Genomic DNA, 25,166 nt, shown 5'->3' with positions numbered 1-25,166 from the left:
CATCAAATTTTAAGCAACGGAAATTCTGAATGAAATGAAAGAATTTCGTTGGCGCCATGAGCAATTCCGAGAGGAATATGCGAATTTTTTAATTCTGAGAAACAGAAATATTGACAGGAAAAGAAAATATGTTTATAATTATTGTTAACTGATTCAAAATAAAAGTTAACAATAATTATAGGAGGATTATAATGAAACAAAAATATTCTTTAAAAGAAATTTGTATTACGTCTATTTTTACAGCCATTACAGCAGTTATGAGTCAAATAGCTATTCCTATTCCATTTAGTCCTATACCGTTTGCCCCACAAATTTTTGCAATTTATTTATCTGGAATTATTTTAGGGAAAAAATTAGGGTGTTTATCACAAATTATCTATGTAGTCCTTGGAGGTATGGGATTACCTATATTTTCAAATTTTTCAGCAGGAATGCAAAGTATTTTAGGACCTACTGGAGGATTTATTATGAGTTTTCCTATTATTGCATACATTATAGGATATGCTTTTGAAAATAATAAAAGTGTTTGGATGAAAAGTATTATTTTATCTTTAGCATTGATTGTTTCATATAGTATGGGAATTATTCAAATGTCACTAGTTATTAAAATGTCTATCCCAAAAGCTACTGTTTTAATGTTACCATATGTTCCTTTTGATATTGTAAAAATTATTTTAGCTTATGTGATTGGAACAAAGGTAAAGAATCGTCTTATAAAAACAGGTTTTGTTATATAAAGAATGAATAAAACAAAAACTCATGGAAATAAATAATCCATGAGTTTTTGTTTAGAAAAAATTATATATATAAAGTGTATTAAAGATTTTAAAGTATGCTAAAATGAATAGAGTTTATAAAAATAAATAGAAGGGGATACATATGAATATTATATTTGAAGACCAACACATTATTGTTGCACAAAAGCCACCAAAGGTTCCTTCACAAAGTGATCAAACATTTGATTTAGATATGTTAAGTATGATTAAAGAATATTTAAAGGAAAAGTATCCAAATGCAAAAGATCCATATCTAGGTCTTATACATAGACTTGATCGACCTGTTGGAGGAGTTATGGTATTTGCAAAAAGCAAAGACTCTAATGCAAAGCTTTCTGAACAAATTAGGACAAAAAAGTTTAAGAAAAAGTATTATGTTGTAGTTTGTGGAAAACCAGAAAATAAACAAGGCGAGTTAAGAAATTATTTAAAAAAACTTAGGGATTTAAACATGTCAAAGGTAGTAACCGAGAACTCAAAAGCAGGTAAGGAAGCTCTTTTAGAGTATGAATGGATAGATAGTGTAGATACAGATGAATACGGAACTTTAAGTCTTTTAAAGGTAGATCTAAAAACAGGAAGGCATCATCAAATTCGTGTTCAATTATCTCATGCAAATTTACCTATATGGGGAGACAATAAATATAATAAAACATTTGTGAAAATAAAAAAATGGACACAAATTTCTCTTTGGGCTTATAGTCTTTCTTTTTATCATCCAAAGGATCAAAAGCTTATGACATTTGAATCAAAGCCAACAGAAGAATATCCTTTTTCACTTTTTTAAATTTTAGAATAGAACATAAAAAACCTCTTGAGAAATTTTTATTTCTTAAGAGGTTTTTATAGAAGTACAAGTGGAAAGTTAGAATTTAGTAGAAGTTAGACCAGTTAACTAAAGTCTATTTCATTTCATTTTCATCAAAATAAGGAGGTTCATAAATGAATGCTTTTAATATATCTTTTGTAGAATCTATATTTTTAACAAATTTAGCTGTATAGATTACATTATCTTTTTTCCATATATAGCATTGTTGTAAATGTTCTTTAAAGGCAAAAATTTTCGTATCATCTATATAGATGATATCTGCTTTGACTTTTGTATCTCGATCATAGCCATTTTCTTCTAAAAAGGTATATCGATAAGGAGCTTTTGTTTGATAAAATTCTATTTTTTGAGTAGAATCATTTTTATTTTCAAATATAGTTTTTATTTCAGACCAAGGCTCCGTATCAAAATAGCATGAATCGCTAGTATTTGAAGAAGTGGGGATAAATTCTCCTGGCAATTGTAGAGGAAATTTTGGAATAAAACCAATAATCTTTTCAGTTCTTTTTAAGTCTTTACTTCCGTATATATACAAATGATTCTTCCATGATTCGGATTCATATTTCATATTTTTTAATTCATTAGGATATTTTAAAGAGGATAAAATTATATTCATATCATCTTTAGATACTTCTCGTTCACTGGAGTCTCCATAATAAGAAGTATTTTTAAAATAATAATTTATACTATACCAAATACCGTCATCTTCCCATATAAAATCTTTGAGAATAAAATTACTAATAGGTATATGTTTTGAATTTTTAGTGTTATTTTTTTCTAATTTTTGAATCCCTTCTTTTGTCCACTCAATGTGAGTTTCGGTAGTAACACTAGTGCCATGAATATTCCCAATAGTCATAGGCCCTAGGATAGTTTTTCTACTGATTTTTTCACCATAAGAACCTGTAGATGTATCATTAGAAATTTTAGGATCTAAAAGTTTTGTTTTAGAGATGATCAAATGAAAGGCAGAAGTATCAACAACATTTGCTACATCAAAGCTTATATTTAATTGATCTTTATGTAAAGAGATGTCACCAAAAGTATATTTGTTTGTTATGATATCAGGAACTTTAAAGTCAAAATCTACAAAATCCATTGCTCGCTCTAGGGTATTAAAATGCTTATTAGATGTGTTTAAGCTAAAATCTTTGTTTAATTGGGCATTAGTAAGTGTAATAGAACTAAGTAAAATTAATATACTAAGGGCTAAAATAGATATTTGGTAAGAGCCTTTTTTAAAATTTTTAATCATGATAATTCTCCTTTCTAGTTCATGTTGACTTTGATAAAAATGTGCAGAAAGTATTTTTTTATTGTGATGATTGGAAAATATCTTAGAGAGTTGAATAAGAGTGAGACCGTAGGAAATAGATTCATTAGGTTTTAAAATTTCAAGAACATAGGCATCACATGCTAGTTCTCTATCTACTCTCATTTTTTTCATTGCAAACCATACAATAGGATTAAACCAATGAATTAGAATAGCTATTGTAGAAAATAAGTTTAAAAATAGATCTTTTCTTTTATAATGACCTAATTCGTGTAAAAAAATATGAATAAGCTGATGATCATGTAAGTCATTGAATAAATTTTTACATAGATAAATATTAGTATGAAAAAATCCATAAATAAATGGGCTTTTTAGTGATGGGCCATTATAAACTGAGATATCTTTATGGATATTTAATTTTTTTTTGCAGATATTTAAAAGATTTATGATTTGTGGGTTACTGATTTTTTCATAGGATTTTATTTTTTTATTAAACTGAATAAAAGCTAGTAAAAAAAAGATGGTAATAGATAACAAACCAATACACCAAATATATGAACATAGGGTGAAAAAATTTTTAAAGGAAAAGTTTCTCCAATAATTTTGTTTAGTTTTTACATTTATACTATTTTCTATATAAGAAGGATCTTTTTCAGTATTTTGAGTATTGTTTAAATCAAAATTTAGTTTTATAGGACTTAAGTTTCTGTCTAAATAAGTTAAATATTCATACTGAAAAGGTACGGATGAATTATATTCTGATAGATTGCTATAACTTGTAGGTAAAAGATTTAACCAACTAAAATGACTCTCAAGAGAAAAAGGAATTAATAATTTTATTAATACTAAGAGCCATAAAGCATGACAAAACCTAGGATTAAGATGATTTTTAAAAATCTTTTGAATACAAAGAATAAGTGTGATAATCATTGTAGCTATAAAAGAAGCAGAAAAAATCCATGAAAAAATAATCTCTATCATATTCATAGATCCTTCTCCTTTTCTTTTAAAGAAAGAAGATCTTCTTTCTTTTCTTCTAAAATTTTTTGAAGGTCTTCAATTTCTTTTGTAGATAAATTTTCTTCTTCTAGAAATTTTGAAAAAAGCATACTCAAGGCACCATCATAAATTTTTTGAAGGAACGAACTATTTTCTATTTTTAGATATGCATCATAAGAGATAGAAGGTGAATAAAGATAGTTCTTTCCAGATTTTTCAAAAGTGATTACTTGTTTTTTGAGAAGTCTATTAATGAAGGTTTTGATGGTTTGATCAGACCAATTCATTTTTTTGTCTAACAAAGATATAATGTCATTAGATGACAAAGGACTACTTTTCCATAAAAGCTTCATAATTTCTAATTCTGATTCTGATATCTTAGGAATAGGATTCATAGAGCATACCTCCATATATGTTTATTGTTTACAAATGTAAATCTTGATTTTAGTTTACAATTGTAAACGATGATTGTCAATACAAATTAGAAAAATAAAAAATTATATATAGTTAAGAAATACAAGTGAAAAACTTTTATAAGCTAAATATTTAGAAATATCAAACATGATATTTTAGAATTATGGGAAAATGTGTTAAAATAAAAATATATGTTAGGAGGAGGGGTATAAGTGAAGGAATGGTTTAGAAGTAAAATATCTGATGCAACTGTATTAGACCTTTCTATAGAGTTATATAGAAAGAAATTAAAAAGCTTGATTGGTTATCAAATAATATTTTCAATAGCCATAGGCTTATTAGCTTTAGTAGGAGGCTTGATTATTCTTCCTATGCTGTTATGGATGTCTATAGAGGGAGTATTTGGTTTTGTATTTTTTGCAATGAAAATGATTATATTATTTGGAATAATATCTGGTATGAATAAAGCAGGTGTTTTTCATATGGTGTATAGCTATATAAATGGAGAAAATTTATCTGCTTCTGAGGCTGTTGGAAAAGCTTTTTCAAGCTTTAAACAAGTGTTTAGATTGACATGTGCCTTTGCTATTTGTGCATTACCTATTTTAATTATTATAGGATTGGGAGGTATGACTGTCACAAATATTACTGTATTGCAAAATAAAATGGCGTCTAATACACTAGTCTCTATTTTGATAGGTGGAGTATTGCTTTCAGCTATATCAGCTATTTTAGGAAGCTATTTATTTTATTCACTTCATATTGCTGTATTTGATGGTGAAAAAGGGTTTGCATCTATAAAAAAAAGTATACAATTTGCAAAAGGGGAAGTTTTAAAAAATGCTTTTAGAGTTTTTAGTATCTTTATATTTGAGTGGGGTGTAAATATATCTTTATATGCGGCTTTTGCAGCTTTATATGGTTTATTTTATTTTTTATCAGGAAAAGTAACAGGGGGAGAGTCTATAGTGACTCAAATGATACTTTATGGAGGTATTATTAAGCCTATAATAGATTTTATAATAGGAATTTTATTGGCTCCTATATCATCTATTATATGGACATTTTATTATATCAATATGAAATATAAAAAAGAGGGACTTAAAATATATAATATGATTGATGAGATTGAAAAAGAAGAAAAAGAAGAAATTCCTAACCCTATAGACTTAAATTATGAATAAAGGAGAAAAGTAGTGCAGATGATGTTTATTCCTAAAAAAGAAGTATTTGAAAAAGCTATAGATGAAGTGATCAATAGTTCTAAATATATACATCTTCAGGAGAAGGAAAATATATGGGAAAAATTTAAAATTTTTGATAAGGGATTAGAAAGAGAACACACTTATTCTCATATGAGTTCTTCAGGTTCTCAAAGTATTTTTTTAATAATCGCTTTCATTGTTTTAGGAATATTGCTTTACCATGTATTTTCAGTTAAGAAAGATGAAAATACTAATAAAAAAGAAATTTATGGAGAAGAAATTGATGAGGCTACTACTTATGAACTCTTGTGCACAAAAGCCAAAACCTTTGAAGAAAATAATAATTATAAAGAAGCAATAAGATATTATTTTATCAGCATATTGTTTTTGATGAATGAAAAATCTTTATGTTTTTTAGATGATACAAAAACAAATGATGAAATCCTAAAAGAATTAAAGATAAAAAAATTTAAAGAAGTACAATTATTTAAAAATGCAGGAGATTATTTTTATTATATTTGGTATGGAAATAAACCAGTTATGAAAGATAGATTTATGTACTATAAAAAAACTGTAAATGACCTTTTTTTGGAGGTTCAAAATTATCATGAAGAATAAAAAAATAGGAATAGCTTTAGTACTCATCATTGGATTTTTAGTTGCAAATCATTATTTTCATATTATAGACAAAAATATTGGGAAACATAGTCAAAACAATAAATCACTGCCTCTAAATACTTCATATGAAGGAATATCTATTTTTTATGATACACTCAAAAGTTTAGAATATCCTGTACAAGTAGATGCTCAAAATTTTTTGGAAAAGGGTTATGAAGATATTTATATTATTACTGAAGGAAAATATGATAAAAATTTTGATATAAAAAAAGTAGAGGACTGGATAAAAAATGGAGGGAAATTAATTTATTTAACAGAGGAGTATAAAAAATATTCTTATCCGAATATTGTAAAAAAATACAAAAATCAAGCTTATGTATATAAAATAGAAAAGGGAAAATTGTTAATAGGAGATATAAGCTTAATTAATAATAAAACTTTACTAAAAGACAAAGAAGGAGCTTATTTTATTTTAAATGTTATAAAAGATTTAGGGGGAAATATTTATTTTAATGAATATTATAGATTTGAACAAGGAGAACATCCATCTTTGTATAAAAATCTACCTATACATATAAAAATAATACTTTTTCAAATGATGCTACTCATAATAGGAATCCTTTGGCATTTAGGAAAGAGATTTGGAAAAGCAAAAGAAATTTTAGATGAAATAGAAAGAGATGAAAATGAATACTTATATGCATCTGCTAATCTTTATGAAAAATCAGGATGGATTCATGAAATTTATGATTTGTTTTATAAAGAATTTGAAAATGAATATAAAAAGAGCTTTAAACAATCAACTTTACCTAAGAATTGGATAAATTTATGGGAAAAAAATGATCTTTCCTGTAAAGAAGAAGCTATGAGAGTATTTCAAAATAAAAATAAAGATATAAGTATTATTTATGATCTAGATAAGATTACTCAAATATTGATCAAAAGGAGAGATGCGGGTTGGAGGAAGCTAAAACAAAAGAATTTATAAAAAACATAAAAAAAGAACTAAAAAAAGTAATTGTAGAACAAGATGAAGTAATAGATTTAATACTGATTTCTATATTTACAAAAGGTCATGCTCTTTTAGAAGGGGTACCTGGTCTTGGAAAAACATTATTGATAAAATCCTTAGCAAAAACTATGGGAATAGATTTTAAAAGAGTACAATTTACCCCTGATTTAATGCCTTCAGATATTACAGGAGCAAGTATTTATAATACAAAAGAAAGAGAATTTGAATTTAAAAAGGGTCCTATATTTACAAATCTTTTGTTAGGAGATGAGATCAATAGAACACCTCCTAAAACACAAGCAGGATTACTACAAGCTATGGAAGAAAAAATGGTGACTATGGATGGAATAAGCTATCCACTCTCTGATCCATTTATATTGTTTGCTACTCAAAACCCAATAGAATATGAAGGAACATATCCTTTGCCAGAAGCTCTGTTAGACAGATTTTTGATGAAAATTTATATAGATTATCCTTCAGTAGAAGGAGAGATAGAAGTTATTAAAAGATATCATGAAGGCTTTGATAAAACATTAGAGAAGGTTTGCATTGAAAAAATTGGAAGTATAGAGGATATTTTAGCTTGCCAAGAAGAGGTACAAAAGGTTTTGGTTGAAGATGATTTATTTAGTTATATTGTAGAGATCATTAAAGAAACAAGACAATCTCCTTTTATTGAAGTTGGAAGTAGTCCAAGAGGATCTATTGCACTCCTTAAGGCGTCTAAGGCAAATGCTTTATTGATGGAGCGTGATTTTTTAATACCTGAGGATATAAAGAAAATGGCTTATCCTGTACTAAGACATAGATTGATTTTAAAACCAGAAGCTTACGTAGAAGGTGTTCAAACAGAAGATGTAATCCGTGAGATTTTATCTAATGTGAAGGTTCCCCGCTAAGGGTGGTGAAGATATGTCTATTACTAGATTATTTTTAGGGTTATTGGCTTTAGGCATTTTTATTATAGGAGCAAGTATTAAAGCTCAATTATTTATAGAAACCTTTATTTTTTATAATGGAATTTTATTAATGTTGATGGTTGTTGATTATTTTATGACTCCTGTTAAAAATATTTTTGAAGTAGAAAGAATAGGAGATAAAAAATTATCTTTACTAGAAGAAGAAAAGATTACTATAAAAATATATAATAAAAGTAAAAAGAAAGTAGATATTTATGTATTACATGAGTTTCCAAAATGTTTTTTATGCAAAGAGGATAAAATTAAGGATGTTATTTTACCTCATGATCAAAAAGAATTTGTATGGGATATAAAACCTACAGAAAGAGGAGCATTTTTTATTGAAGAAATTTATATAAGACGAAGAGGGGTATTAAGTCTTATTACAAAAGATGTATTATTAAAAAATAAAGAAGAGTATAAAGTATATCCTAGTCTTAAAAATTTAAAAAAGTATCATATGATGCTTAAAAAAGAAAATCTTTTATATGGACAAAATCATATTATTAAAAAACGATCAGAGGGAAAAGAATTTGAAAGCTTAAGAGAATATATAAAAGGAGATGATATTCGAAAAATCAATTGGATAAAAAGTGCAAGAGAAAATAAATTAATCGTTAATCAATATGAACCTGAAAATAATAAACATATCTATATTTTATTAGATACAGGAAGGACTATGAGTTATAGAGTCAATGAGTATAGCAAATTAGATTTAGCCATTAATGCATCTGTTTTTTTATCTGATGTAGTGTGTCATAACAAAGATCAATCAGGACTTATGATATTTAATACAAAAGTAGATACTTATATAAAACCATCTAAAGGAGATTATCATAGAAATCAAATATTAGAAGCACTATATCATGTAAAGGGAACAAAACTTACATCGAATTATGATGAAGTATTATTTTCTTTAAGTAAAAATGAAAAAAGAAGAAGTTTATTATGTATTTTTACAGATATAGATACATTGCAAGAAGTTTATTATATAGAAAAAGGATTAGAATATATAAAGAAAAAGCATTGTGTGATCATTTTTTTGGTCAAAGATGAAAAAATAGATGATATTCTTAATAAAGAAGTAAAAGATAAAAAAGATATCTATCAAAAGGGAATGGCATATGAAATAAAAGATGAAAAAATAAAAATTATAAAAGCCCTAAATCAAAAAGGAATAATTTGTATAGAATGTGATAGAGAAGATATGATCTATAAAGCCGTAAATGAATATATGAAAGTAAAGAATAAAGAGATGATCTAAAAAAGTAAAAACTCCTTATAAATCTACTTTCGTCTATAAGGAGTTAAAAAATATAAAAATATTCCTATAAAAGTTAAGGAAGCAAAAGATAATTTAATGATAGGAGAAATAGATAATGGAGTAAAAAAACCTTCTATAAGAGCTGCTATGATTAAAAAAATTACAGAACCTAATAAGAGAGCTACTCCTTCTTTTGCCATTTTTACTACATAATCTAATCTTTTATATTTCCCGGGAATAAGTAAAGCTTTACCTACAATCAATCCACCACCTCCTGCAATAAAAATGGCTGTAAGCTCTAGTATACCATGAGGAAGAATCAAGGAAGCATATAAAAGAAGATCTCCTTTTAAAAATACCATACCTGTTAAAGCTCCTAAAATACATCCATTTAAAAATAATATATATATAGTACCTAATCCTAAAAAGACTCCATATACAAAAGCTGATAGACTGACTCTTATATTATTGATCATAATTTGACTAGACATTAAAGGATAATCCCATTGTTTTGGAGAAAATGTAAAATCAATTGAATCTAATAAATCTTTAGGTAAAAAGTATAAACTAGAGGAAGAATCATGAAGGACCATAAAAAAGCTTATGATTATTCCTAAAAGAAATATAAAAAAACTAGAGACTATAAATGGAAAATATGTATGAAACTTTTGAGGAAATGTATGATATATAAAATTTTTAAAATCATACCAAGGATTTTTTTTCACTGTATATAAATGATGGTGTGCATTTCCTACTAAAGAATTTAAATATTTTTCAAGATTAGATTTTGGATAAAAGGTTCGAACATAACCTAAATGATGACTAGCAGTTCTAAAAAGGTATAAAAAACGTTTGATTTCATGAGAAGGAATAGCTGAAATCTTATTTTTACTAAATAGAGAGATTAAACTCTCTAGTTCTTTCCAGTATTCTTGATTTTTTTCAATAAATATATTTTCGTTCAAAATGATCACCTCATTATTATTGTAACAAATTTCAATATAAGCAAAAAGGAGGAATTGTTATGAAAAAAATTTTTATTACTACTCCAGAGAATATAGAAATAGAATATAGATTAGCAGGAGTAGGGAGTAGAGTGGTTGCAGGATTTTTAGATTATTTTGTTCAAGGGATTTTATATTTTATGATTTTTTTTATTTTTACACAAACGAATCCTATAAATTATGATCTTAAATCTCAAAATTCTTATCATATTGCCATAGCTATACTGATTGTTGCATTTATTAATTATGGATATTTTACTATATCTGAAATGATCATGGATGGAAGAACCTTAGGAAAAAAAGTATTAGGATTAAGAGCTATCAGAAAAAACGGACAGCCACTAGATATAAAACATTCATTGATTAGAAATTTATTTAAGATATTTGTAGACAATTATATGATAGGAATTATTATGATGTGTTTTAGAAAGGATGAATTGAGAATAGGGGATATTTTATCTTCTACGATGGTAATAGAGGAAGAAAAAGAAAAATTATATCTTATGAATTTGATTCCAGAGGATATAAAAAATAAATTAGAAAAAGAAGATTTACAATTATTTATGACTTATTTGCAAGAAAAAGAAGAAGTATTGGTGGATGCAAAAAAATTACAAGAAAGAGTATTTAATTATTTTAAAGATAAGTATGAGGATATAGATGAAGAAATTGTTTTGTTTATAGAAAAGAAGCTTTTAAAAATCTAGTGTAGATTAATACACTAGATTTTTGTATGTAAAGTATAAGGATATGTTATAATATTCCATATATTAAGAGTAGGAGGCTTACTATGAAAAATGAACCTATTATTACCATAAGGAATTTAAAGATGAAGTATGATACAAAAGAAGTGTTAAAAGGAATTGATTTAGATATATATAAAGGACAAATTATCGGATATATTGGGCCGAATGGGGCAGGAAAAAGTACAACTGTAAAAATTCTATTAGGAATGATAGAAAATTATGAAGGAGATATAGAGATATTTGGTCAAGATTTATCAAAAGAAAAGGTTGAATATAAAAAGAAAATAGGGTATGTACCCGAGACAGCAGAGATTTATGAGAATCTTACGGCTTGTGAATATCTTACTTTTTTAGGAGAAATTTATGGAATACCGCTAGAGGTTGTAGATAAAAAAGCTCAAAAGCTAATGAGCTTGTTTCATATAGAGGAATATTATCATAGTAGAATTTCTTCTTACTCTAAAGGCATGAAACAAAAGATTTTAATTATTGCAAGTCTTATCCATAATCCAGATCTATTATTTTTAGATGAACCATTAAGTGGATTAGATGCAAATAGTGTTATGATTTTAAAAGAGATTTTAGCTAAGCTTTCTTTACAAGGAAAAACTATTTTTTATTCTTCTCATATTATGGAGGTTGTAGAAAAAATAAGCCATCGTATTCTTTTATTACATGATGGAAGGATTGTTGCAGATGGAACTTTTGAAGAGTTAAAGAATAAAAGTAAAGAAGGGTCTTTAGAAGAAATATTTAATCAATTAACAGGCTTTCATAAGCATAAAGAAATTGCAGATGAATTTATTCATATTTTACAGGAGGAGGTATAGATGAAAGAATTTAAATCATTAAAGATATTAGATAAAGTATCTTTCTTTTTTGAAAAACTAGGGATCAATTATCCTGTCATGAGAAAAATTATACAGATTAAACTCATTATGGATACAAGAAGAGTATCTACTTTTAGTAATAATACAGATAAGAAAAAGGATAAAGATTATTTCAAACAATCTTTATGGGTCTATGGTATGTTTGGAGTTGTTATTATGTTTATGATGATTTCTTCAAATCCTTTATTTATAAAGCTAAATCTTTCATTTGGAATGATTATGTTTATGTTGATGATGGTTATGATTGCAGATTTTTCATCTGTTTTGCTAGACATAAAAGACAAAATGATTTTACTTACAAAGCCCATAGATGAAAAGACTATGAATGTCGCAAAGATGGTTCATATATCTATTTATCTTTTTATCATTACTATAACGATTGCAGGACCTAGTTGCATAGCAGGGACTATAAAGCATGGTCTTTTATTCTCTATATTGTTTTTAGTAGAGCTTGTGTGGATTGCAGGTTTTATGATTTTTATTACTGCTTTATTTTACTTTTTTATATTAAAGTTATTTGATGGAGAAAAATTAAAGGATATGATTAATTACTTTCAAATTATGTTATCTATTATAATGACCATAGGATATCAATTTGTGGGGAGAATGTTTGATATATTAGACGCTCATATGATGTTTACTCCTAAATGGTGGAATTATTTGATTCCAACAGCTTGGTTTTCAGCTCCTTTTGAAGTTCTATTATTTCATCGATATGAATCTTTTTATATTATTTTAAGTATAATGAGTATAATCATTCCTAGTATATGTGTAATGATTTACATAAAAAAAGTAGTTCCATATTTTGAGAAAAATTTATTAAAATTAAATGGAGCAGGAAGTAAAAATAAAAAAAGAAAAAGCATGATTAATAGACTGGATGCGCAGATAGGAAAAATATTTTGTAAAGATTCTAGTGAACGGGCACTTTTTAAATTTACTCAAACCATGATTATAAATGAAAGACAATTAAAATTAAAGATATATCCAAGTATTACTTTTGCTGTAGCATGTCCATTTATTATTCTTTTTAGGAGTTTTAATTCTTTGCATAAAATAAGAAAAGAAATCTATGAAGATAAATTATATCTAGTTTTGTATTTGAGTATTCAAATGTTATGTAGTATATATATATATATTCAAAATAGTGAAAATCATAGAGGGGCATGGGTTTATGATGTTTTACCTGTTAAAAATTTATCTGTTATTTATAAAGGAGCATGGAAGGGTTTTGTAATCAAATACAACATAGCAACATTTATTATACCAAGTAGTTTTTTTATCATGATTTGTGGGAAAAGGATATTTCCAGAAGTAATAATTATGTTTTTGAATATGCTTATATTAGATTTATTAATTTTTAAGATTTCTTCTAAAGACCTTCCTTTTTCTCAGGATTTTTCACATATTCAAAATAATAAGTTGGATATATTGCTTATCTCTTTAGGGTTTATTGGGTTTTCTGTAGTGATGCATATTTTTTTAAGGGATATTTCATATGCTCTTTTGATATATGGATGTATTTTATTAGCTATATTTTTTTATTTATTTAAAAGAGTTTTTAAAATAGAATATAAAGAACAGAATAGTATGTAAAAAAGAAGGAAGATATGTTTTGATGTGGAATAAAATATAAATATAAGAATATTATGAAAAAAAGGAGATGAAAAAAACTTGATTGACACTCATTCACATAAAAGGCTATCTTCTATGTATCAATATATGATCATAGGAATAGGAATTTTATTCATTGGATATGCGTTATATGATGGACAATATTTTAAAATATTATTTGGACTTGTTTTAATTTATGCTTCTTTTTTTGAAAAAAATATGTTTATTGATCATGATGGATTATTAATTCAGATTAAGAAACTAGGGAGAAAAAATCAAAGAAGTATAAAATTTAAAGAAATGAGTGAAATGACTATACATACAAAAAATGATAAGGCGATGATTTTTTTTATAAAAGAAAACATAGGACATAAAGTTATTGTAGATGCTTCTCGAGTAGAAGAAATTGTAAAACTTGCAAAGAAAAATAATAAAAAAATACAAATTGATTATATATAATAGTCTGCATCTTCATGTAGACTATTATTATTTTGTGAAATATTTTATAGAAAATTTAAACAAAGAAGGAAATTTAGAAAATTCATTGAATATATATAATTAAGAAAAAATAAAGAGATATAAGGGGGAATTGGGGATGTCCAATCTTTATTACTGCAAAGAATGCAGAAAAATTGAAAAAAATGATTTACAGTGTGGTTGTTGTAGTAGTGAGAATATGATGCCTTTGAAAGTAGGAGCCCCTGTAAATGTAATAGGTACAAAACAAAAGGGAAAAATATTTAAAATGCAAGATGATCAAGTAAGTTTATTAATTGTGAATGAATTAAATCAAAAAATGATTAAGGAGCATCAGTATAATGAACTACAAAAAATTTTATAAGAGTTAAAAGCCAGAGAAAATTCTCTGGCTTTTTCTTTGATAAATAGAGTAATGATACAATCCTCTTTTAGAATAATTATAAAAAAAGGGGGAGTATGATGAAAATCATTTTAAATAAAAAAGAAGAAGATAAAGAAAAAATAGAATTAGCAATGATTTTAACAAAAATATTTATGACTAAGATAGAATATAAAGATATAAATCAAGAGATGGTATATAATAAGATTGTAAAAAAATTAAAAGAGAAAAAATATACATTTGGGTAGTAGATATATAACGATCTAAATTTATAAAGATGATTATTGAATGAGTTCAGTTTTTATCCAAATTTTTAATATATCTGTCAAAAATATTTTAGTTACTTGAAGATGATATTCTTTATTAGATATTTTAAAAATTCTTTTATCAATAATTTCTTCTATAATATCTGCATCGATAGTCTCTACTTCACGCCCTAATAATTTATGATATTTATTTTCAGCATATTTTTCAATAGTAATTTTATCAATTTCATCTTCTTCGTTGATTAATATAATTTGGATATCTTTAAGAATCAGTTTTTGACTATTTATAGATAGTTCAAGCTTTTTTAATCGCTCATTTTTTTCTTCAATTGAAATAGTAAGTTTTTGTATTTCCTCGTAATATTGATCAACTCTATAACTAACTAGTGTAATGATAATAAATGCTCCTATTATAATTCCAATTATAATTCCTGATATTATTGAAATAAGATATTTAAAGTGAATAGATTTTATTTGTCCCATATGATTTTACTCTTCCATAATAATTTAATCATTAAATAGCCAAGATTTGCTCCAGTAAGAGCAGAAATAATGTATGCTACTTGTTTTATTACAGATTTAATTTCTCCTTTTAATATTCCTTGTTCAATTATTTCAAACGATGAAAAGGTTCCACCGAGACTAACTGCTACTGCCCAAATTTTAATTGAACTACATATATCAATCATCGTTTTGAGCGGAGGATGATTATTAATTAAAGCTCCAATTGCTGAAAAAAATCCAGCACCAATGATTACTCCTAAAGCTATTAAAAATGTATATATTAGATTATTAATAAAAAACATATCTATAACCACCTTTTACACTTTTTATTACAATATGTAAATGAAATTAGTTTTATTTCAATTAATGATATAAAAGAAAGTAAAAATTTATATATAGTATCAAAAGTATTATTCATGATCAATCAAATCTACTTTGAATAAATGTTTTAAATATGGTAGAATCTAGATTATAAACCAATAATACATATAATGCACAAAATATATTTTGAAGGGTTTGGAGGGAACAATTATGAGTAAGGTTGCATTTATAGGTGGATTGCTCATAGATGGAACAGGAGAGGAACCTATAAAAGATTCATTAGTTTTAATTAAAGATAAAAAGATTCAATATGCAGGACCTATGATAAATTTAGATGAAGAATATGAAAAAGTAGATATTACTGGAAAAACTATTATGCCAGGACTTATTGATACACATCTTCATTTTAGTGGAAATAGAACAGATGATGATACTGAGTGGGTACTAGAGCCTGTAATACAAAAGACCATTGTTGCTGTAGCTCAAGCTTATGAAGCATTAGAACATGGGTTGACATCTGTAGGTGAAATATCTAGAGCAGGAATACATATTCGAAATATGATAGAAGAAGGGATTATAAAAGGACCCCGTGTAATTGCAACAGGACTTGGATTTTGCAGAACATCAGGGCACGGAGATTCTCACAAGTTACCTCTAGAGTATAACGATGATTCTCATCCTTGGGCTGAACGAGTAGATAGTCCTTGGGATTTAAGAAAAGCAGTAAGAAAAAGATTACGTGAAAATCCTGATGCTATTAAAATTTGGTCAACAGGTGGAGGCATATGGAGGCATGATAAAAAAGAAGATTCTCATTATTGTATGGAAGAAATTCAAGCAGTTGTAGAGGAGTGCGATATGGTAGGACTTCCTGTATGGTCTCATGCAGAAGGATATGAAGGAGCACTAAACTCTTGTAAGGCAGGAGTATCTGTTATTATTCATGGACAGGAATTAAATGAAGAATGTCTACAGATTATGAAACAAAAAGATATTACGTTTTGTCCAACTCTGCAATTTTTTTATGAATGGTTTCGCGTATATGAACCACCTTATAGACCTATTCATGATCAGTACCCTGGTGAAACTACAGCAGAAAAGGAATTAAATCGCATTATTAATAATTTACAAAATGCAAAAGAAAAAGGAATACGAATTACAGTAGGTTCAGATTCTTTTTGTAGTAGTCTCACTCCGTATGGGAAATATGCCATTACAGAAATGTATGCTCTACATAAAGCAGGATTTACAGAAATGGAAACGATTGTTGCTGCTACGAAAAATGGTGCAGAGATGCTTAAAATAGATGATATAACAGGAACATTACAAAAGGGAAAATTTGCAGATTTACTAGTTCTTACAAATAATCCTTTAGAGGATATTCATCATATTTGCAGTGAAAAAATGGAAGTGATTATGAAAGAAGGTCAATTTGTAAAAAAATATATATAAATACAAAAATAAAAGTAGGAAATTTTCCTGCTTTTATTTTTGTGGAATAAACACAGGATCTATTCCATATGAAATAAGGGGAGATGATATGATGAATCCATTTTTAAATATATGGTATAGATTTTCTTTCTTATGGTTATTATTTTTTATTATTGGAGGAATGTTTAATAGGTATATTCCATTAGGAACTGCATTTTGTATGATTATACCCATTGTATTATCCAGTATAATAGGCAGTAGATTATGGTGTAGAAAAATTTGTCCTAGAGGTAGTTTTTATGAAAGGATAGCACCTATTAGTAGAAAAAGGCCTATACCAAAAGTTTTTTATTCTAGATATTTTAGAAGTTTTATTGTTTTTTTATTTATTATTTTATTTATAAAAGGAATTATAAGGTATTGGTTAGATTTTTCCAAAATAGCAGATTTGTTTTATTGGATGGTGACAATTACCACAGCTATAGGAACTTTTTTATCTTTTTTATTTTATCCAAGAACTTGGTGTGTATTTTGTCCGATAGGAAGTATATCCTCTTTGATTATTTTGTTTAAAAAATGGATGAGATAGTTTTTTATAGTATAAATATTTTTAAGTAGAACAAAATAATAAAACAGGTTGACTTTTTGTACTAAATTTCTTATAATGATTTATAATTATTAAAATATTTTTATAAACAATGACGAGAAGAGTAAACTTAAGAAGTAGTCTTAGCGAGTTGGTGATGGTGAGAGACCAATACGAAGCTTATGTTGAAGAACATCTCAGAGTTTCTAACCGAAATCATTATGGAGAGTAGGCTTAGACGGAGCCAAACCGTTATCTATTGGACAGTATCGAATCAATTTCTGTACTGTATGGAGTGAGTATTTTACTAATGAGGGTGGTACCGCGGAAGAATAACCTTTCGTCCTTTTATGAGGATGAGAGGTTTTTTATTATTTCATGAAAGAGTGTGGTTATACTGTATATAGATTTAAAATATAATTTGAAATGGAGGAGAAATTGATATGGACTATACACTAATGATTCCAAAAGGATATGATCCAAAACTTAACATTTTACAAACAGAAGTTGCAATTAAACAAGTGAAAGATTATTTTGAAATGAAATTAGCAGAGCAATTAAATTTGACAAGAGTATCAGCACCTTTATTTGTATTGCCTGAAACAGGAATGAACGATAACTTAAATGGTGTAGAAAGACCAGTTGTATTTGATGTAAAAGGAATAGATGGAAAAGAAGTTGAAATCGTACATTCTTTAGCTAAATGGAAGCGTATGGCTTTATATAGATATGGTTTTTCTTTTGGAGAAGGATTATATACAGATATGAATGCTATCAGAAGAGATGAAGATTTGGATAATATTCATTCTATATATGTAGATCAGTGGGATTGGGAAAAAGTGATTGAAAAAGAAAATAGAAACGAAGAAAAATTAAAAGATATTGTAAGAAATCTTTATAAAGTATTTAAAAGTACAGAAAAATATGTGTGTACTTTGTATAGTGTATTTAGACCTTTTTTACCACAAGAAATTACTTTTGTTACAACTCAAGAATTAGAAGATATGTATCCAAACCTTTGTGCAAAAGAAAGAGAAAATGCCATAGCAAAAGAAAAAGGCGCAGTATTTATTATGAAAATAGGTAACATACTAAAATCTGGTCAAAAACATGATGGGCGTGCACCAGATTATGATGATTGGGAATTAAATGGAGATATTATATTTTGGAATCCAGTTTTGGAGATGGCGTTTGAACTTTCTTCTATGGGTATCAGAGTAGATAAAGAATCGTTAGAAAGACAGCTGAAAATTGCAGGATGTGAAGATCGAAAGGAACTTGAATATCATAAAATGCTTTTAGAAGAAAAACTTCCATTAACTATTGGTGGTGGGATTGGTCAATCAAGAATTTGTATGTTCTTCCTTCAAAAGGCTCATATTGGAGAAGTACAAGCTGCTATTTGGCCACAAGAGATGATGGAAGAATGTGAAAAAGTAAATATTCATATTTTATAAAAGCTACCTTTTGGTAGCTTTTATAGAATATGATACAAAAAATTATATCTAATAGAAATATATTGTTATAATATATATAAGATGAGGGGGGATTTTAATGAAAAAAATTGATTTGAGAAGTGATACAGTAACACAACCTACACAAAAAATGAGAGAAGCTATGTTTCATGCTGTGGTGGGAGATGATGTATATGAAGATGATCCAACCATTAAAGAGCTTGAAGAGTATGCAGCAAAAATAGTAGGAAAAGAGGATGCATTATTTGTTCCAAGTGGTACTTTTGGAAATCAATTAGCTCTATTTACACACTGCAAAAGGGGAGATGAAGTAATTCTTGGGGATGACTGTCATATTGTCATGCATGAAGTAGGAGGAGCTTCTGTAATTGCGGGAGTGCAATTAAGAACTCTTATGAGTGATAAGGGAGAGTTAAACTCTAACGAGGTAGCAGAGAAAATAAGAGAAGATGATATTCATTTTCCTTCTACTGGATTGATTTGTATTGAAAATGCTCATTCTAATGGAAGAGTAATTTCTATGGAAAACATGAAAAGTATTTATCAAATTGCTAAGAGTAGACAAATTCCTGTTCATATGGATGGTGCTAGATTATTTAATGCAGCCTCTTATCTAGAGGTAAATGTAGTAGAAATTACAAAATATTGTGATTCGGTTATGTTTTGCCTCTCTAAAGGATTATGTGCACCTATAGGTTCTATGTTAGCAGGAACTAAAAACTTTATAGATCATGCAAGAAAGAAAAGAAAATTAATGGGTGGAGGTTTAAGACAAGCAGGATTTTTAGGAGCAGCAGGCTTGATAGCACTAAAAGAAATGCGAGAAAGATTAAAAGAAGATCATGAAAATGCTTTAAGATTAGGAAAAGAACTTTCGCAAATTCCAGGATTAGAAGTTTTCTTAGATGATATACATATTAATATGGTGTATTTTTGTATGAGTCAAACAGGATATAATCCAGATCGATTAGTAGAAGAAATGAACAAAAGAGGGATAATCATCAATCCTATAGAGGATGGAATGATGAGATATGTAACAAACTATTGGATAAATCAAGGTGATATTGATTATATTATAAAATCTATGAGGGAAATATTGATATAGCAGTAGGAGCAATCCTGCTGTTTTTTTGTTCATTAAGAAGTTACATAAACGAATAAATTGTTGTTTCTATTATAAAGAATTGTTATATTAATGAGAAAATTATAAAAAATAAATAAAATAATTTACAAAAGAAGGATTTTTAAAATTTGTGTCTAACATATATAAATAGAATAAGTGATTTATGAGGTGATTTTTATGAAAAATTCTTATCCTAAGTTACTAGAAGATCAAGACCTGGATAATCTAATAGATTTAGTAAAAAGTTTCTTGAAGTTTTGTGATACTTTATTAAAGAAAAAAATGATCACTCAGGAGCAATATTTAGAAATGACTTATCAAAAAAGAAAGTTTTTACGAGAGACAGAAAAAGAAGTTTTCTTAGGAGATAGGAAAAAGCCAGAATATATTTTAGAAAAGATTTAAATAAAACCTCTCTATATATAGAGAGGTTTTATTGATCTTAAGAAGAAAGTTTATTTCCAGATATTTTATTTACTAAAATAGCAATAGCACCATCTCCAGTTACATTTACGGCAGTCCCAAAGCTATCTTGTGCAAGATATAGTGCAATCATTAATGAAGTAAGAGTAGGGGTAAAGCCTAACATAGATTCTAAAAGACCTAATGCAGCCATAACAGCACCTCCAGGAACTCCAGGAGCTGCAACCATAGTAATACCGAGCATAGCAATAAAAGGAAACACACTAGAAAAATTTGTAGTCATGCCATTTAACATCATTACAGCCATAGCACAACCTGTGAGAGTAATAGTGCTTCCAGATAAATGAATAGTTGCACAAAGAGGGATGACAAACTCTGCAACACCATCCTCTACACCATTGAATTTAGTTTGTTTTAGTGTAACAGGTATGGTAGCTGCAGAAGATTGTGTACCAATCGCTGTAAAATATGCAGGAATCATATTTTTGATTAATCGAAAAGGATTTGCACCTGCAACAGAGCCTGCAATGAAATATTGAATTAAAATCATAGTAATATGTAGAATAATAATCATGCCAAATACTCTTGCAAATACAGACATAATTGTAGCTACTTGTCCAGCAAAGGTTATGTTGGCAAATATACCTAAAATATGAAAAGGAAGAAGAGGAATAATAATACTAGAAATGAGCTTTTCAATAATATGTTGAAATTCTTCCATGAATTTTTTAATAGTAGCGCTTTTAATAGCAGCAATACCAAGTCCCAGGGTGAAGGCAATAAGAAGCGCCGTCATGACACCCATAATAGGAGGCATATCTACTCTGAGAAAGGGAGGAAGCAAAGCTTCTTCTGGATTTGTAGCATTGATAGTAAGCTGTCCAACAGTTAAAAAATTAGGTAATACGATAGAGCTTGTAAAATAAGTAAAGCTACCAGCAAACAAAGTAGAAAGATAAGCAATTCCTGTAGTAATAGCTAAAAGTTTTCCAGCATTTCCTCCAAGTTCACCTATTCCTGGTGCTACAAATCCTATAATAATTAAAGGAATAGAGAATCCTAAGAAGTTTCCAAATAAGCTATTAAAAGTAGCTAATATTTGTACAAACCATTTAGGGGCAAAATTTCCAAATAAAATACCTAATAAAATGGCTATAATGAGTTTAGGTAATAATCCTAATTTCTTCATTTTTTTTCACTCCTCTATTTATATTGTTTTCAAATGAATATAAGTGTAGTTGTAATGAATGATAGGTTTATTATTACCAAAATAATAAAAAAGAATGACTTTTTTTAAAAAAGTATTAAAAGAAGATTATAATTATTATCAATTGAAAATGAATTGTATTCAAACAAAAGTTTTAATATTTGTTAACAAAAGGAGTTTAAAAGGATATAATATAAGTATAAGTATATCAATTGATAATGGAGGAGAAATTAAATGGATAGGTTAAAAGATCAAGAAAGACTTCAAATAGGTAATAAAATTATAAAAATAACCATTCTACTAAATATTTTATTAACTGTTATTAAAGTAGGGGCAGGGGTATTAGGAAATAGTAAGGCAATGATTGCAGATGGACTTCATTCGGCATCAGATATTATTACTTCTATAGGGGTAATTGTAGGGATGTTTTTTGCTTCTAAACCAAGAGATGAAAAGCATCAATATGGACATGAAAAAGCAGAATCTTTAACAGCTTTTTTATTGGCCATGATTCTTACATTTGTAGGAGTTCGGATAGGATATGAATCCATCAAGATGATTTTTATGCATACTTATGATAATCCTCAAACTTATACAGGTGTTGTAGCAGTAGTATCTATTATTATAAAAGAATATCAGTTTCGTGTAACAAAGGATGCTGCAATGAAGTTAAATAGTAATGCGTTAATGAGTGATGCATGGCATCATAGATCAGATTCTTTATCATCTGTAGCGGTGTTGGTAGGAATTATAGGGGCGAAGTTAGGTTATACTTTTTTAGATCCATTAGCAGGAATTGGAGTATCTTTTATTGTTATAAAAATTGGAGTACAGATTTTAATAGTTTCTATAGATGAGTTGATGGATGCTTCTATAGAACAAGAGAAAATAGAAGGTTTTATAGAAAAAATAGAAAAAATAGAAGGAATTATGAAAGTGACAGATCTTAGAGTGAGAAAACATGGCTCGAAGGCATGTGTAGATATAAAAATATGTGTAAATCCTCTATTATCTGTTGAAAAAGGTCATGCTATTGGTGAAAAAGCAGAAAATTTAATTTTAAAAGAGGATAGCATGATCAAAGAAGTAATCGTGCATATTGATCCTTGCAAAGAAAAACAAAAAAGTTGCACAGATAGTTGCCCAAAGACAAAAAACTAAGTATAATCATAGCTAGAATAAAACAGGAGGAATTTTATGGAATTACATGCATTTTCTCGTACAGAGATGATCCTAGGAACTGAAAATTTAAACAAATTAAAAAGAAGTAAAGTAGCAGTATTTGGTATTGGTGGAGTAGGAACTTTTGTTGTAGAAGGGTTAGCAAGATCAGGTGTAAGCCAGTTTGTATTAGTAGATGATGATGATATATGTATTACAAACATCAATAGACAAATTCACGCTTTAAGAAGTACAGTAGGACAATCAAAGGTAGAAATTATGAAAGAAAGAATTTTACAAATCAATCCGAATGCAAAGATTCAGACGTATCAAATGCTATATACAGAACAAACAGCAGAACAGCTTTTAAAAGATGATTATGATTATGTGGTAGATGCTATTGATATGGTTTCTGCAAAGTTAGATTTAATAGAAAGATGCTACAAAAGAGGAATTAAAATAATTAGTAGTATGGGAGCTGGAAATAAATTAGATCCAACTCAGTTTGAAGTGGCAGATATATATAAAACTTCTATTTGTCCATTGGCAAAGGTCATAAGAAAAGAATTGAGAAAAAGAGAAGTAAAGTGTTTAAAGGTAGTGTATTCAAAGGAAGAACCTATAAAACCTAATAGAGTAGAAAAGACATTATCTACAGAAAAAAAACAAGTTCCTGGTAGTATGGCTTTTGTGCCTTCTGTTGCAGGAATGATTATTGCTTCGGTAGTCGTAAAAGATTTAATAGATGAAATACCTTAATCTTATAAGATTAAGGTATTTATTTTGGATAATATTACTAAAAAACAAGGTAAATTCTGTCAATACCTTGTATTCCCTTGATTCCTAGATTCTATAAATGATATGATAAGGAACGTAAGGTGCCTATATTTCCAATTCATATATAGAAATAGGAGGAGAGTTACATGAAAAAATTCTTAAGAGGTTTAATTTTAACGACGTGTATTATTAGTTCTACTACTATAGCCATGGCAGATGGATACAATTTTTCAAGTAATATATATAGAAGAAATATGCGACATAAAGATGTACAGGTTATTCAACAGGCATTACAAAAAGACGGAACATTTAATCATGTTCAAACTACTACATATTTTGGACCTGTGACACAAAATGCGGTAAGGGAGTTTCAAAAAAAATATGGACTCAAAGTAGATGGTATTGTAGGAAAAAATACAATAGATAAAATGATAAGCTTAGGGTTAGTTCAAAGCAGTACTTCTTCAAATAATATAGTTAGTAGAGGTGGAATCTCAATAAGTAAAACAGCATCGAAAGCAAATAAAGTGGAAAATTTAGATTGGTGGACACAAGTTTCAAATAAAATTATCAATCGAGGAGATATACTTACTATTAAAGATTATCAAACAGGAGAAAGTTTTAAAGTAAAAGTAACAGCAGGTACAAATCATGCAGATGTAGAGACTTTAACAATAGAAGATACAAATATCATGAAGAGGATATGGGGAGGTTTTAATTGGAGTAGAAGACCTGTTTTAGTTTATGTGAATAATAGAATGATTGCAGCTTCTATGACAAGTATGCCTCATGCAGGAGTAGATTCTCAACCCTTTGGAAAAATTGTTGCTAATAGAAGTGGAGGATATGGGACAGGTTATAATTTTGATGCAGTAAAAAGGAATGGAATGGATGGACATGTTGATCTTCATTTTAAAAATAGTACAAGACACAAAGATCATAAACCAGATCCTCAACATCAAAATGCGATAAAGATGATAGTAGGAAAATAAAAACAAAAGACTCGAGAAATCGAGTCTTTTGTTTTGTATAAGAAATATTAATAATTTATAAAAATACACTTGAATAATTATAATTAATTGTGTATAATAATACAAAAGACAAAAGAAAGGGGAACAAAATATGTTGAAACAAAAAGTTATAGCTATTTTTATGATGATTTGTATTATTTTTGTATTTGCAGGATGTAGCCAAGAAGCTAGTAAGTCGGATGGAGGTAAATTAGGTGAAATTCAAAAAAAAGGGAAAATTGTATTAGGCACATCTGCCGATTATCCACCTTATGAATTCCGTAAAGAAATCAATGGAGAAAATGTAATTGTAGGATTTGATATTGAAATTGCAAAAGTTATTGCAGATGAATTAGGAGTAGAGCTTGAAATTAAGGATATGAAATTTGATGGGTTATTAGCAGCTTTAGTAGCAAATAA

Annotated in this window: 28 protein-coding genes and 1 other annotated feature; of the genes, 22 read left to right on the top strand and 6 right to left on the bottom strand. The window is 27.7% G+C overall.

Going from position 1 to position 25,166, the window contains the following annotated elements:
- Positions 1-191 precede the first annotated feature (191 nt).
- Together EK368_RS00140 and EK368_RS00135 are read left to right on the top strand one after the other, a co-directional pair.
- Complete coding sequence (locus tag EK368_RS00140; RefSeq protein WP_129595699.1) at positions 192-737, top strand: biotin transporter BioY; 546 nt, start codon at positions 192-194, stop codon at positions 735-737.
- 142 nt (positions 738-879) lie between these two features.
- A complete protein-coding gene (locus EK368_RS00135) occupies positions 880-1,563 on the top strand; it encodes an RluA family pseudouridine synthase (protein ID WP_243109322.1) in 684 nt (227 codons plus the stop codon).
- A gap of 115 nt (positions 1,564-1,678) precedes the next feature.
- Here the strand turns inward: EK368_RS00135 and EK368_RS00130 are convergent, their stop codons facing one another.
- Positions 1,679-3,865, bottom strand: a complete 2,187-nt coding sequence (locus EK368_RS00130; protein WP_129595697.1) for a M56 family metallopeptidase — start codon at positions 3,863-3,865, stop codon at positions 1,679-1,681.
- Complete coding sequence (locus EK368_RS00125) at positions 3,862-4,272, bottom strand: BlaI/MecI/CopY family transcriptional regulator (RefSeq protein ID WP_129595696.1); 411 nt, start codon at positions 4,270-4,272, stop codon at positions 3,862-3,864. The genes EK368_RS00130 and EK368_RS00125 overlap by 4 nt, the downstream gene beginning before the upstream one ends.
- 231 nt (positions 4,273-4,503) lie before the next feature.
- Between EK368_RS00125 and EK368_RS00120 the strand changes: the two genes are divergently transcribed.
- From EK368_RS00120 to EK368_RS00100, 5 genes are read left to right on the top strand one after another with little or no spacing between them, the layout of a single operon-like run.
- A complete protein-coding gene (locus EK368_RS00120; protein ID WP_129595695.1) occupies positions 4,504-5,475 on the top strand; it encodes a glycerophosphoryl diester phosphodiesterase membrane domain-containing protein in 972 nt (323 codons plus the stop codon).
- 12 nt (positions 5,476-5,487) lie between these two features.
- The gene (locus EK368_RS00115) at positions 5,488-6,114 is read left to right on the top strand and encodes a hypothetical protein (RefSeq protein ID WP_129595694.1); all 627 of its coding nucleotides are present in this window, start codon (positions 5,488-5,490) and stop codon (positions 6,112-6,114) included.
- Positions 6,104-7,102 carry a hypothetical protein gene (locus EK368_RS00110; RefSeq protein WP_129595693.1) on the top strand — a complete coding sequence of 333 codons (999 nt, stop codon included), beginning with the start codon at positions 6,104-6,106 and terminating at the stop codon, positions 7,100-7,102. The genes EK368_RS00115 and EK368_RS00110 overlap by 11 nt, the downstream gene beginning before the upstream one ends.
- Positions 7,072-8,025 (top strand): AAA family ATPase, encoded by a 954-nt coding sequence (locus EK368_RS00105; protein WP_129595692.1) that lies wholly within the window; start codon positions 7,072-7,074, stop codon positions 8,023-8,025. Before EK368_RS00110 ends, EK368_RS00105 begins: the two co-directional genes overlap by 31 nt.
- A gap of 13 nt (positions 8,026-8,038) precedes the next feature.
- Entirely contained in the window at positions 8,039-9,349 is a 1,311-nt protein-coding gene (locus EK368_RS00100) for a DUF58 domain-containing protein (RefSeq protein ID WP_129595691.1), read from the top strand.
- 23 nt (positions 9,350-9,372) lie between these two features.
- On the opposite strand, the gene EK368_RS00095 is transcribed toward EK368_RS00100, so the two are convergent.
- Positions 9,373-10,314: a stage II sporulation protein M gene (locus EK368_RS00095; RefSeq protein ID WP_129595690.1), complete on the bottom strand. Its 942-nt coding sequence runs from the start codon at positions 10,312-10,314 to the stop codon at positions 9,373-9,375.
- 59 nt (positions 10,315-10,373) lie between these two features.
- On the opposite strand from EK368_RS00095, the gene EK368_RS00090 reads away from it, so the two are divergent.
- From EK368_RS00090 to EK368_RS14720, 6 genes are all read left to right on the top strand, one after another.
- Entirely contained in the window at positions 10,374-11,060 is a 687-nt protein-coding gene (locus EK368_RS00090) for an RDD family protein (RefSeq protein WP_129595689.1), read from the top strand.
- A gap of 83 nt (positions 11,061-11,143) precedes the next feature.
- The gene (locus EK368_RS00085; RefSeq protein WP_129595688.1) at positions 11,144-11,929 is read left to right on the top strand and encodes an ABC transporter ATP-binding protein; all 786 of its coding nucleotides are present in this window, start codon (positions 11,144-11,146) and stop codon (positions 11,927-11,929) included.
- On the top strand, positions 11,930-13,585 hold the full coding sequence (locus tag EK368_RS00080; protein ID WP_129595687.1) for a hypothetical protein: 1,656 nt from the start codon (positions 11,930-11,932) through the stop codon (positions 13,583-13,585).
- 78 nt (positions 13,586-13,663) lie between these two features.
- On the top strand, positions 13,664-14,062 hold the full coding sequence (locus EK368_RS00075; RefSeq protein ID WP_129595686.1) for a hypothetical protein: 399 nt from the start codon (positions 13,664-13,666) through the stop codon (positions 14,060-14,062).
- Between the two features lie 136 nt (positions 14,063-14,198).
- Positions 14,199-14,444, top strand: coding sequence for a hypothetical protein (locus EK368_RS00070; RefSeq protein ID WP_129595685.1), 246 nt, complete (start codon positions 14,199-14,201; stop codon positions 14,442-14,444).
- Positions 14,445-14,542: 98 nt separating this feature from the next.
- Entirely contained in the window at positions 14,543-14,710 is a 168-nt protein-coding gene (locus tag EK368_RS14720; RefSeq protein ID WP_165000257.1) for a hypothetical protein, read from the top strand.
- A 33-nt stretch (positions 14,711-14,743) separates the two neighbouring features.
- Here the strand turns inward: EK368_RS14720 and EK368_RS00065 are convergent, their stop codons facing one another.
- Both EK368_RS00065 and EK368_RS00060 read right to left on the bottom strand, forming a co-directional pair.
- Entirely contained in the window at positions 14,744-15,211 is a 468-nt protein-coding gene (locus EK368_RS00065) for a sporulation membrane protein YtrI (RefSeq protein ID WP_129595684.1), read from the bottom strand.
- A complete protein-coding gene (locus tag EK368_RS00060) occupies positions 15,199-15,534 on the bottom strand; it encodes a YtrH family sporulation protein (RefSeq protein WP_165000256.1) in 336 nt (111 codons plus the stop codon). The genes EK368_RS00065 and EK368_RS00060 overlap by 13 nt, the downstream gene beginning before the upstream one ends.
- Before the next feature lie 229 nt (positions 15,535-15,763).
- Between EK368_RS00060 and EK368_RS00055 the strand changes: the two genes are divergently transcribed.
- From EK368_RS00055 to EK368_RS00035, 5 genes are all read left to right on the top strand, one after another.
- Complete coding sequence (locus EK368_RS00055) at positions 15,764-17,005, top strand: metal-dependent hydrolase family protein (protein WP_129595683.1); 1,242 nt, start codon at positions 15,764-15,766, stop codon at positions 17,003-17,005.
- Between the two features lie 88 nt (positions 17,006-17,093).
- Positions 17,094-17,573: a 4Fe-4S binding protein gene (locus EK368_RS00050; RefSeq protein WP_129595682.1), complete on the top strand. Its 480-nt coding sequence runs from the start codon at positions 17,094-17,096 to the stop codon at positions 17,571-17,573.
- A gap of 100 nt (positions 17,574-17,673) precedes the next feature.
- Positions 17,674-17,921: a binding site (T-box leader), on the top strand.
- A 92-nt stretch (positions 17,922-18,013) separates the two neighbouring features.
- The gene (gene asnA, locus EK368_RS00045) at positions 18,014-19,027 is read left to right on the top strand and encodes an aspartate--ammonia ligase (RefSeq protein WP_129595681.1); all 1,014 of its coding nucleotides are present in this window, start codon (positions 18,014-18,016) and stop codon (positions 19,025-19,027) included.
- 97 nt (positions 19,028-19,124) lie between these two features.
- On the top strand, positions 19,125-20,150 hold the full coding sequence (gene ltaE, locus EK368_RS00040; protein ID WP_129595680.1) for a low-specificity L-threonine aldolase: 1,026 nt from the start codon (positions 19,125-19,127) through the stop codon (positions 20,148-20,150).
- A 195-nt stretch (positions 20,151-20,345) separates the two neighbouring features.
- Positions 20,346-20,573 carry a hypothetical protein gene (locus EK368_RS00035; protein WP_129595679.1) on the top strand — a complete coding sequence of 76 codons (228 nt, stop codon included), beginning with the start codon at positions 20,346-20,348 and terminating at the stop codon, positions 20,571-20,573.
- Between the two features lie 37 nt (positions 20,574-20,610).
- On the opposite strand, the gene EK368_RS00030 is transcribed toward EK368_RS00035, so the two are convergent.
- On the bottom strand, positions 20,611-21,780 hold the full coding sequence (locus EK368_RS00030) for a dicarboxylate/amino acid:cation symporter (RefSeq protein WP_129595678.1): 1,170 nt from the start codon (positions 21,778-21,780) through the stop codon (positions 20,611-20,613).
- Positions 21,781-22,032: 252 nt separating this feature from the next.
- Between EK368_RS00030 and EK368_RS00025 the strand changes: the two genes are divergently transcribed.
- The 4 genes from EK368_RS00025 to EK368_RS00010 all read left to right on the top strand — a co-directional run.
- Positions 22,033-22,959, top strand: a complete 927-nt coding sequence (locus EK368_RS00025; protein WP_129595677.1) for a cation diffusion facilitator family transporter — start codon at positions 22,033-22,035, stop codon at positions 22,957-22,959.
- A 36-nt stretch (positions 22,960-22,995) separates the two neighbouring features.
- Entirely contained in the window at positions 22,996-23,718 is a 723-nt protein-coding gene (locus tag EK368_RS00020; protein WP_129595676.1) for a tRNA threonylcarbamoyladenosine dehydratase, read from the top strand.
- Positions 23,719-23,882: 164 nt separating this feature from the next.
- Positions 23,883-24,728: a peptidoglycan-binding domain-containing protein gene (locus EK368_RS00015; protein WP_129595675.1), complete on the top strand. Its 846-nt coding sequence runs from the start codon at positions 23,883-23,885 to the stop codon at positions 24,726-24,728.
- 130 nt (positions 24,729-24,858) lie between these two features.
- Positions 24,859-25,166: transporter substrate-binding domain-containing protein (locus EK368_RS00010; RefSeq protein ID WP_129595674.1), on the top strand; the 308-nt coding region annotated here is incomplete at its 3' end.

The organism is Anaerophilus nitritigenes (assembly GCF_004138215.1).
In the GTDB taxonomy this organism is placed as follows: Bacteria; Bacillota; Clostridia; order Peptostreptococcales; family Thermotaleaceae; genus Anaerophilus; species Anaerophilus nitritogenes.
This window is presented reverse-complemented; position numbering and strand designations above follow the sequence as displayed.

Excerpts from the sequence above, each read along its gene's own strand:
- EK368_RS00140 (WP_129595699.1), top strand. The coding sequence starts at position 192 with ATGAAACAAAAATATTCTTTAAAAGAAATTTGTATTACGTCTATTTTT.
- EK368_RS00135 (WP_243109322.1), top strand. The coding sequence starts at position 880 with ATGAATATTATATTTGAAGACCAACACATTATTGTTGCACAAAAGCCA.
- EK368_RS00130 (WP_129595697.1), bottom strand. The coding sequence starts at position 3,865 with ATGAATATGATAGAGATTATTTTTTCATGGATTTTTTCTGCTTCTTTT.
- EK368_RS00125 (WP_129595696.1), bottom strand. The coding sequence starts at position 4,272 with ATGAATCCTATTCCTAAGATATCAGAATCAGAATTAGAAATTATGAAG.
- EK368_RS00110 (WP_129595693.1), top strand. The coding sequence starts at position 6,104 with ATGAAGAATAAAAAAATAGGAATAGCTTTAGTACTCATCATTGGATTT.
- EK368_RS00100 (WP_129595691.1), top strand. The coding sequence starts at position 8,039 with ATGTCTATTACTAGATTATTTTTAGGGTTATTGGCTTTAGGCATTTTT.
- EK368_RS00090 (WP_129595689.1), top strand. The coding sequence starts at position 10,374 with ATGAAAAAAATTTTTATTACTACTCCAGAGAATATAGAAATAGAATAT.
- EK368_RS00085 (WP_129595688.1), top strand. The coding sequence starts at position 11,144 with ATGAAAAATGAACCTATTATTACCATAAGGAATTTAAAGATGAAGTAT.
- EK368_RS00080 (WP_129595687.1), top strand. The coding sequence starts at position 11,930 with ATGAAAGAATTTAAATCATTAAAGATATTAGATAAAGTATCTTTCTTT.
- EK368_RS00070 (WP_129595685.1), top strand. The coding sequence starts at position 14,199 with ATGTCCAATCTTTATTACTGCAAAGAATGCAGAAAAATTGAAAAAAAT.
- EK368_RS14720 (WP_165000257.1), top strand. The coding sequence starts at position 14,543 with ATGAAAATCATTTTAAATAAAAAAGAAGAAGATAAAGAAAAAATAGAA.
- EK368_RS00065 (WP_129595684.1), bottom strand. The coding sequence starts at position 15,211 with ATGGGACAAATAAAATCTATTCACTTTAAATATCTTATTTCAATAATA.
- EK368_RS00060 (WP_165000256.1), bottom strand. The coding sequence starts at position 15,534 with ATGTTTTTTATTAATAATCTAATATATACATTTTTAATAGCTTTAGGA.
- EK368_RS00055 (WP_129595683.1), top strand. The coding sequence starts at position 15,764 with ATGAGTAAGGTTGCATTTATAGGTGGATTGCTCATAGATGGAACAGGA.
- EK368_RS00050 (WP_129595682.1), top strand. The coding sequence starts at position 17,094 with ATGATGAATCCATTTTTAAATATATGGTATAGATTTTCTTTCTTATGG.
- asnA (WP_129595681.1), top strand. The coding sequence starts at position 18,014 with ATGGACTATACACTAATGATTCCAAAAGGATATGATCCAAAACTTAAC.
- ltaE (WP_129595680.1), top strand. The coding sequence starts at position 19,125 with ATGAAAAAAATTGATTTGAGAAGTGATACAGTAACACAACCTACACAA.
- EK368_RS00035 (WP_129595679.1), top strand. The coding sequence starts at position 20,346 with ATGAAAAATTCTTATCCTAAGTTACTAGAAGATCAAGACCTGGATAAT.
- EK368_RS00030 (WP_129595678.1), bottom strand. The coding sequence starts at position 21,780 with ATGAAGAAATTAGGATTATTACCTAAACTCATTATAGCCATTTTATTA.
- EK368_RS00025 (WP_129595677.1), top strand. The coding sequence starts at position 22,033 with ATGGATAGGTTAAAAGATCAAGAAAGACTTCAAATAGGTAATAAAATT.
- EK368_RS00020 (WP_129595676.1), top strand. The coding sequence starts at position 22,996 with ATGGAATTACATGCATTTTCTCGTACAGAGATGATCCTAGGAACTGAA.
- EK368_RS00015 (WP_129595675.1), top strand. The coding sequence starts at position 23,883 with ATGAAAAAATTCTTAAGAGGTTTAATTTTAACGACGTGTATTATTAGT.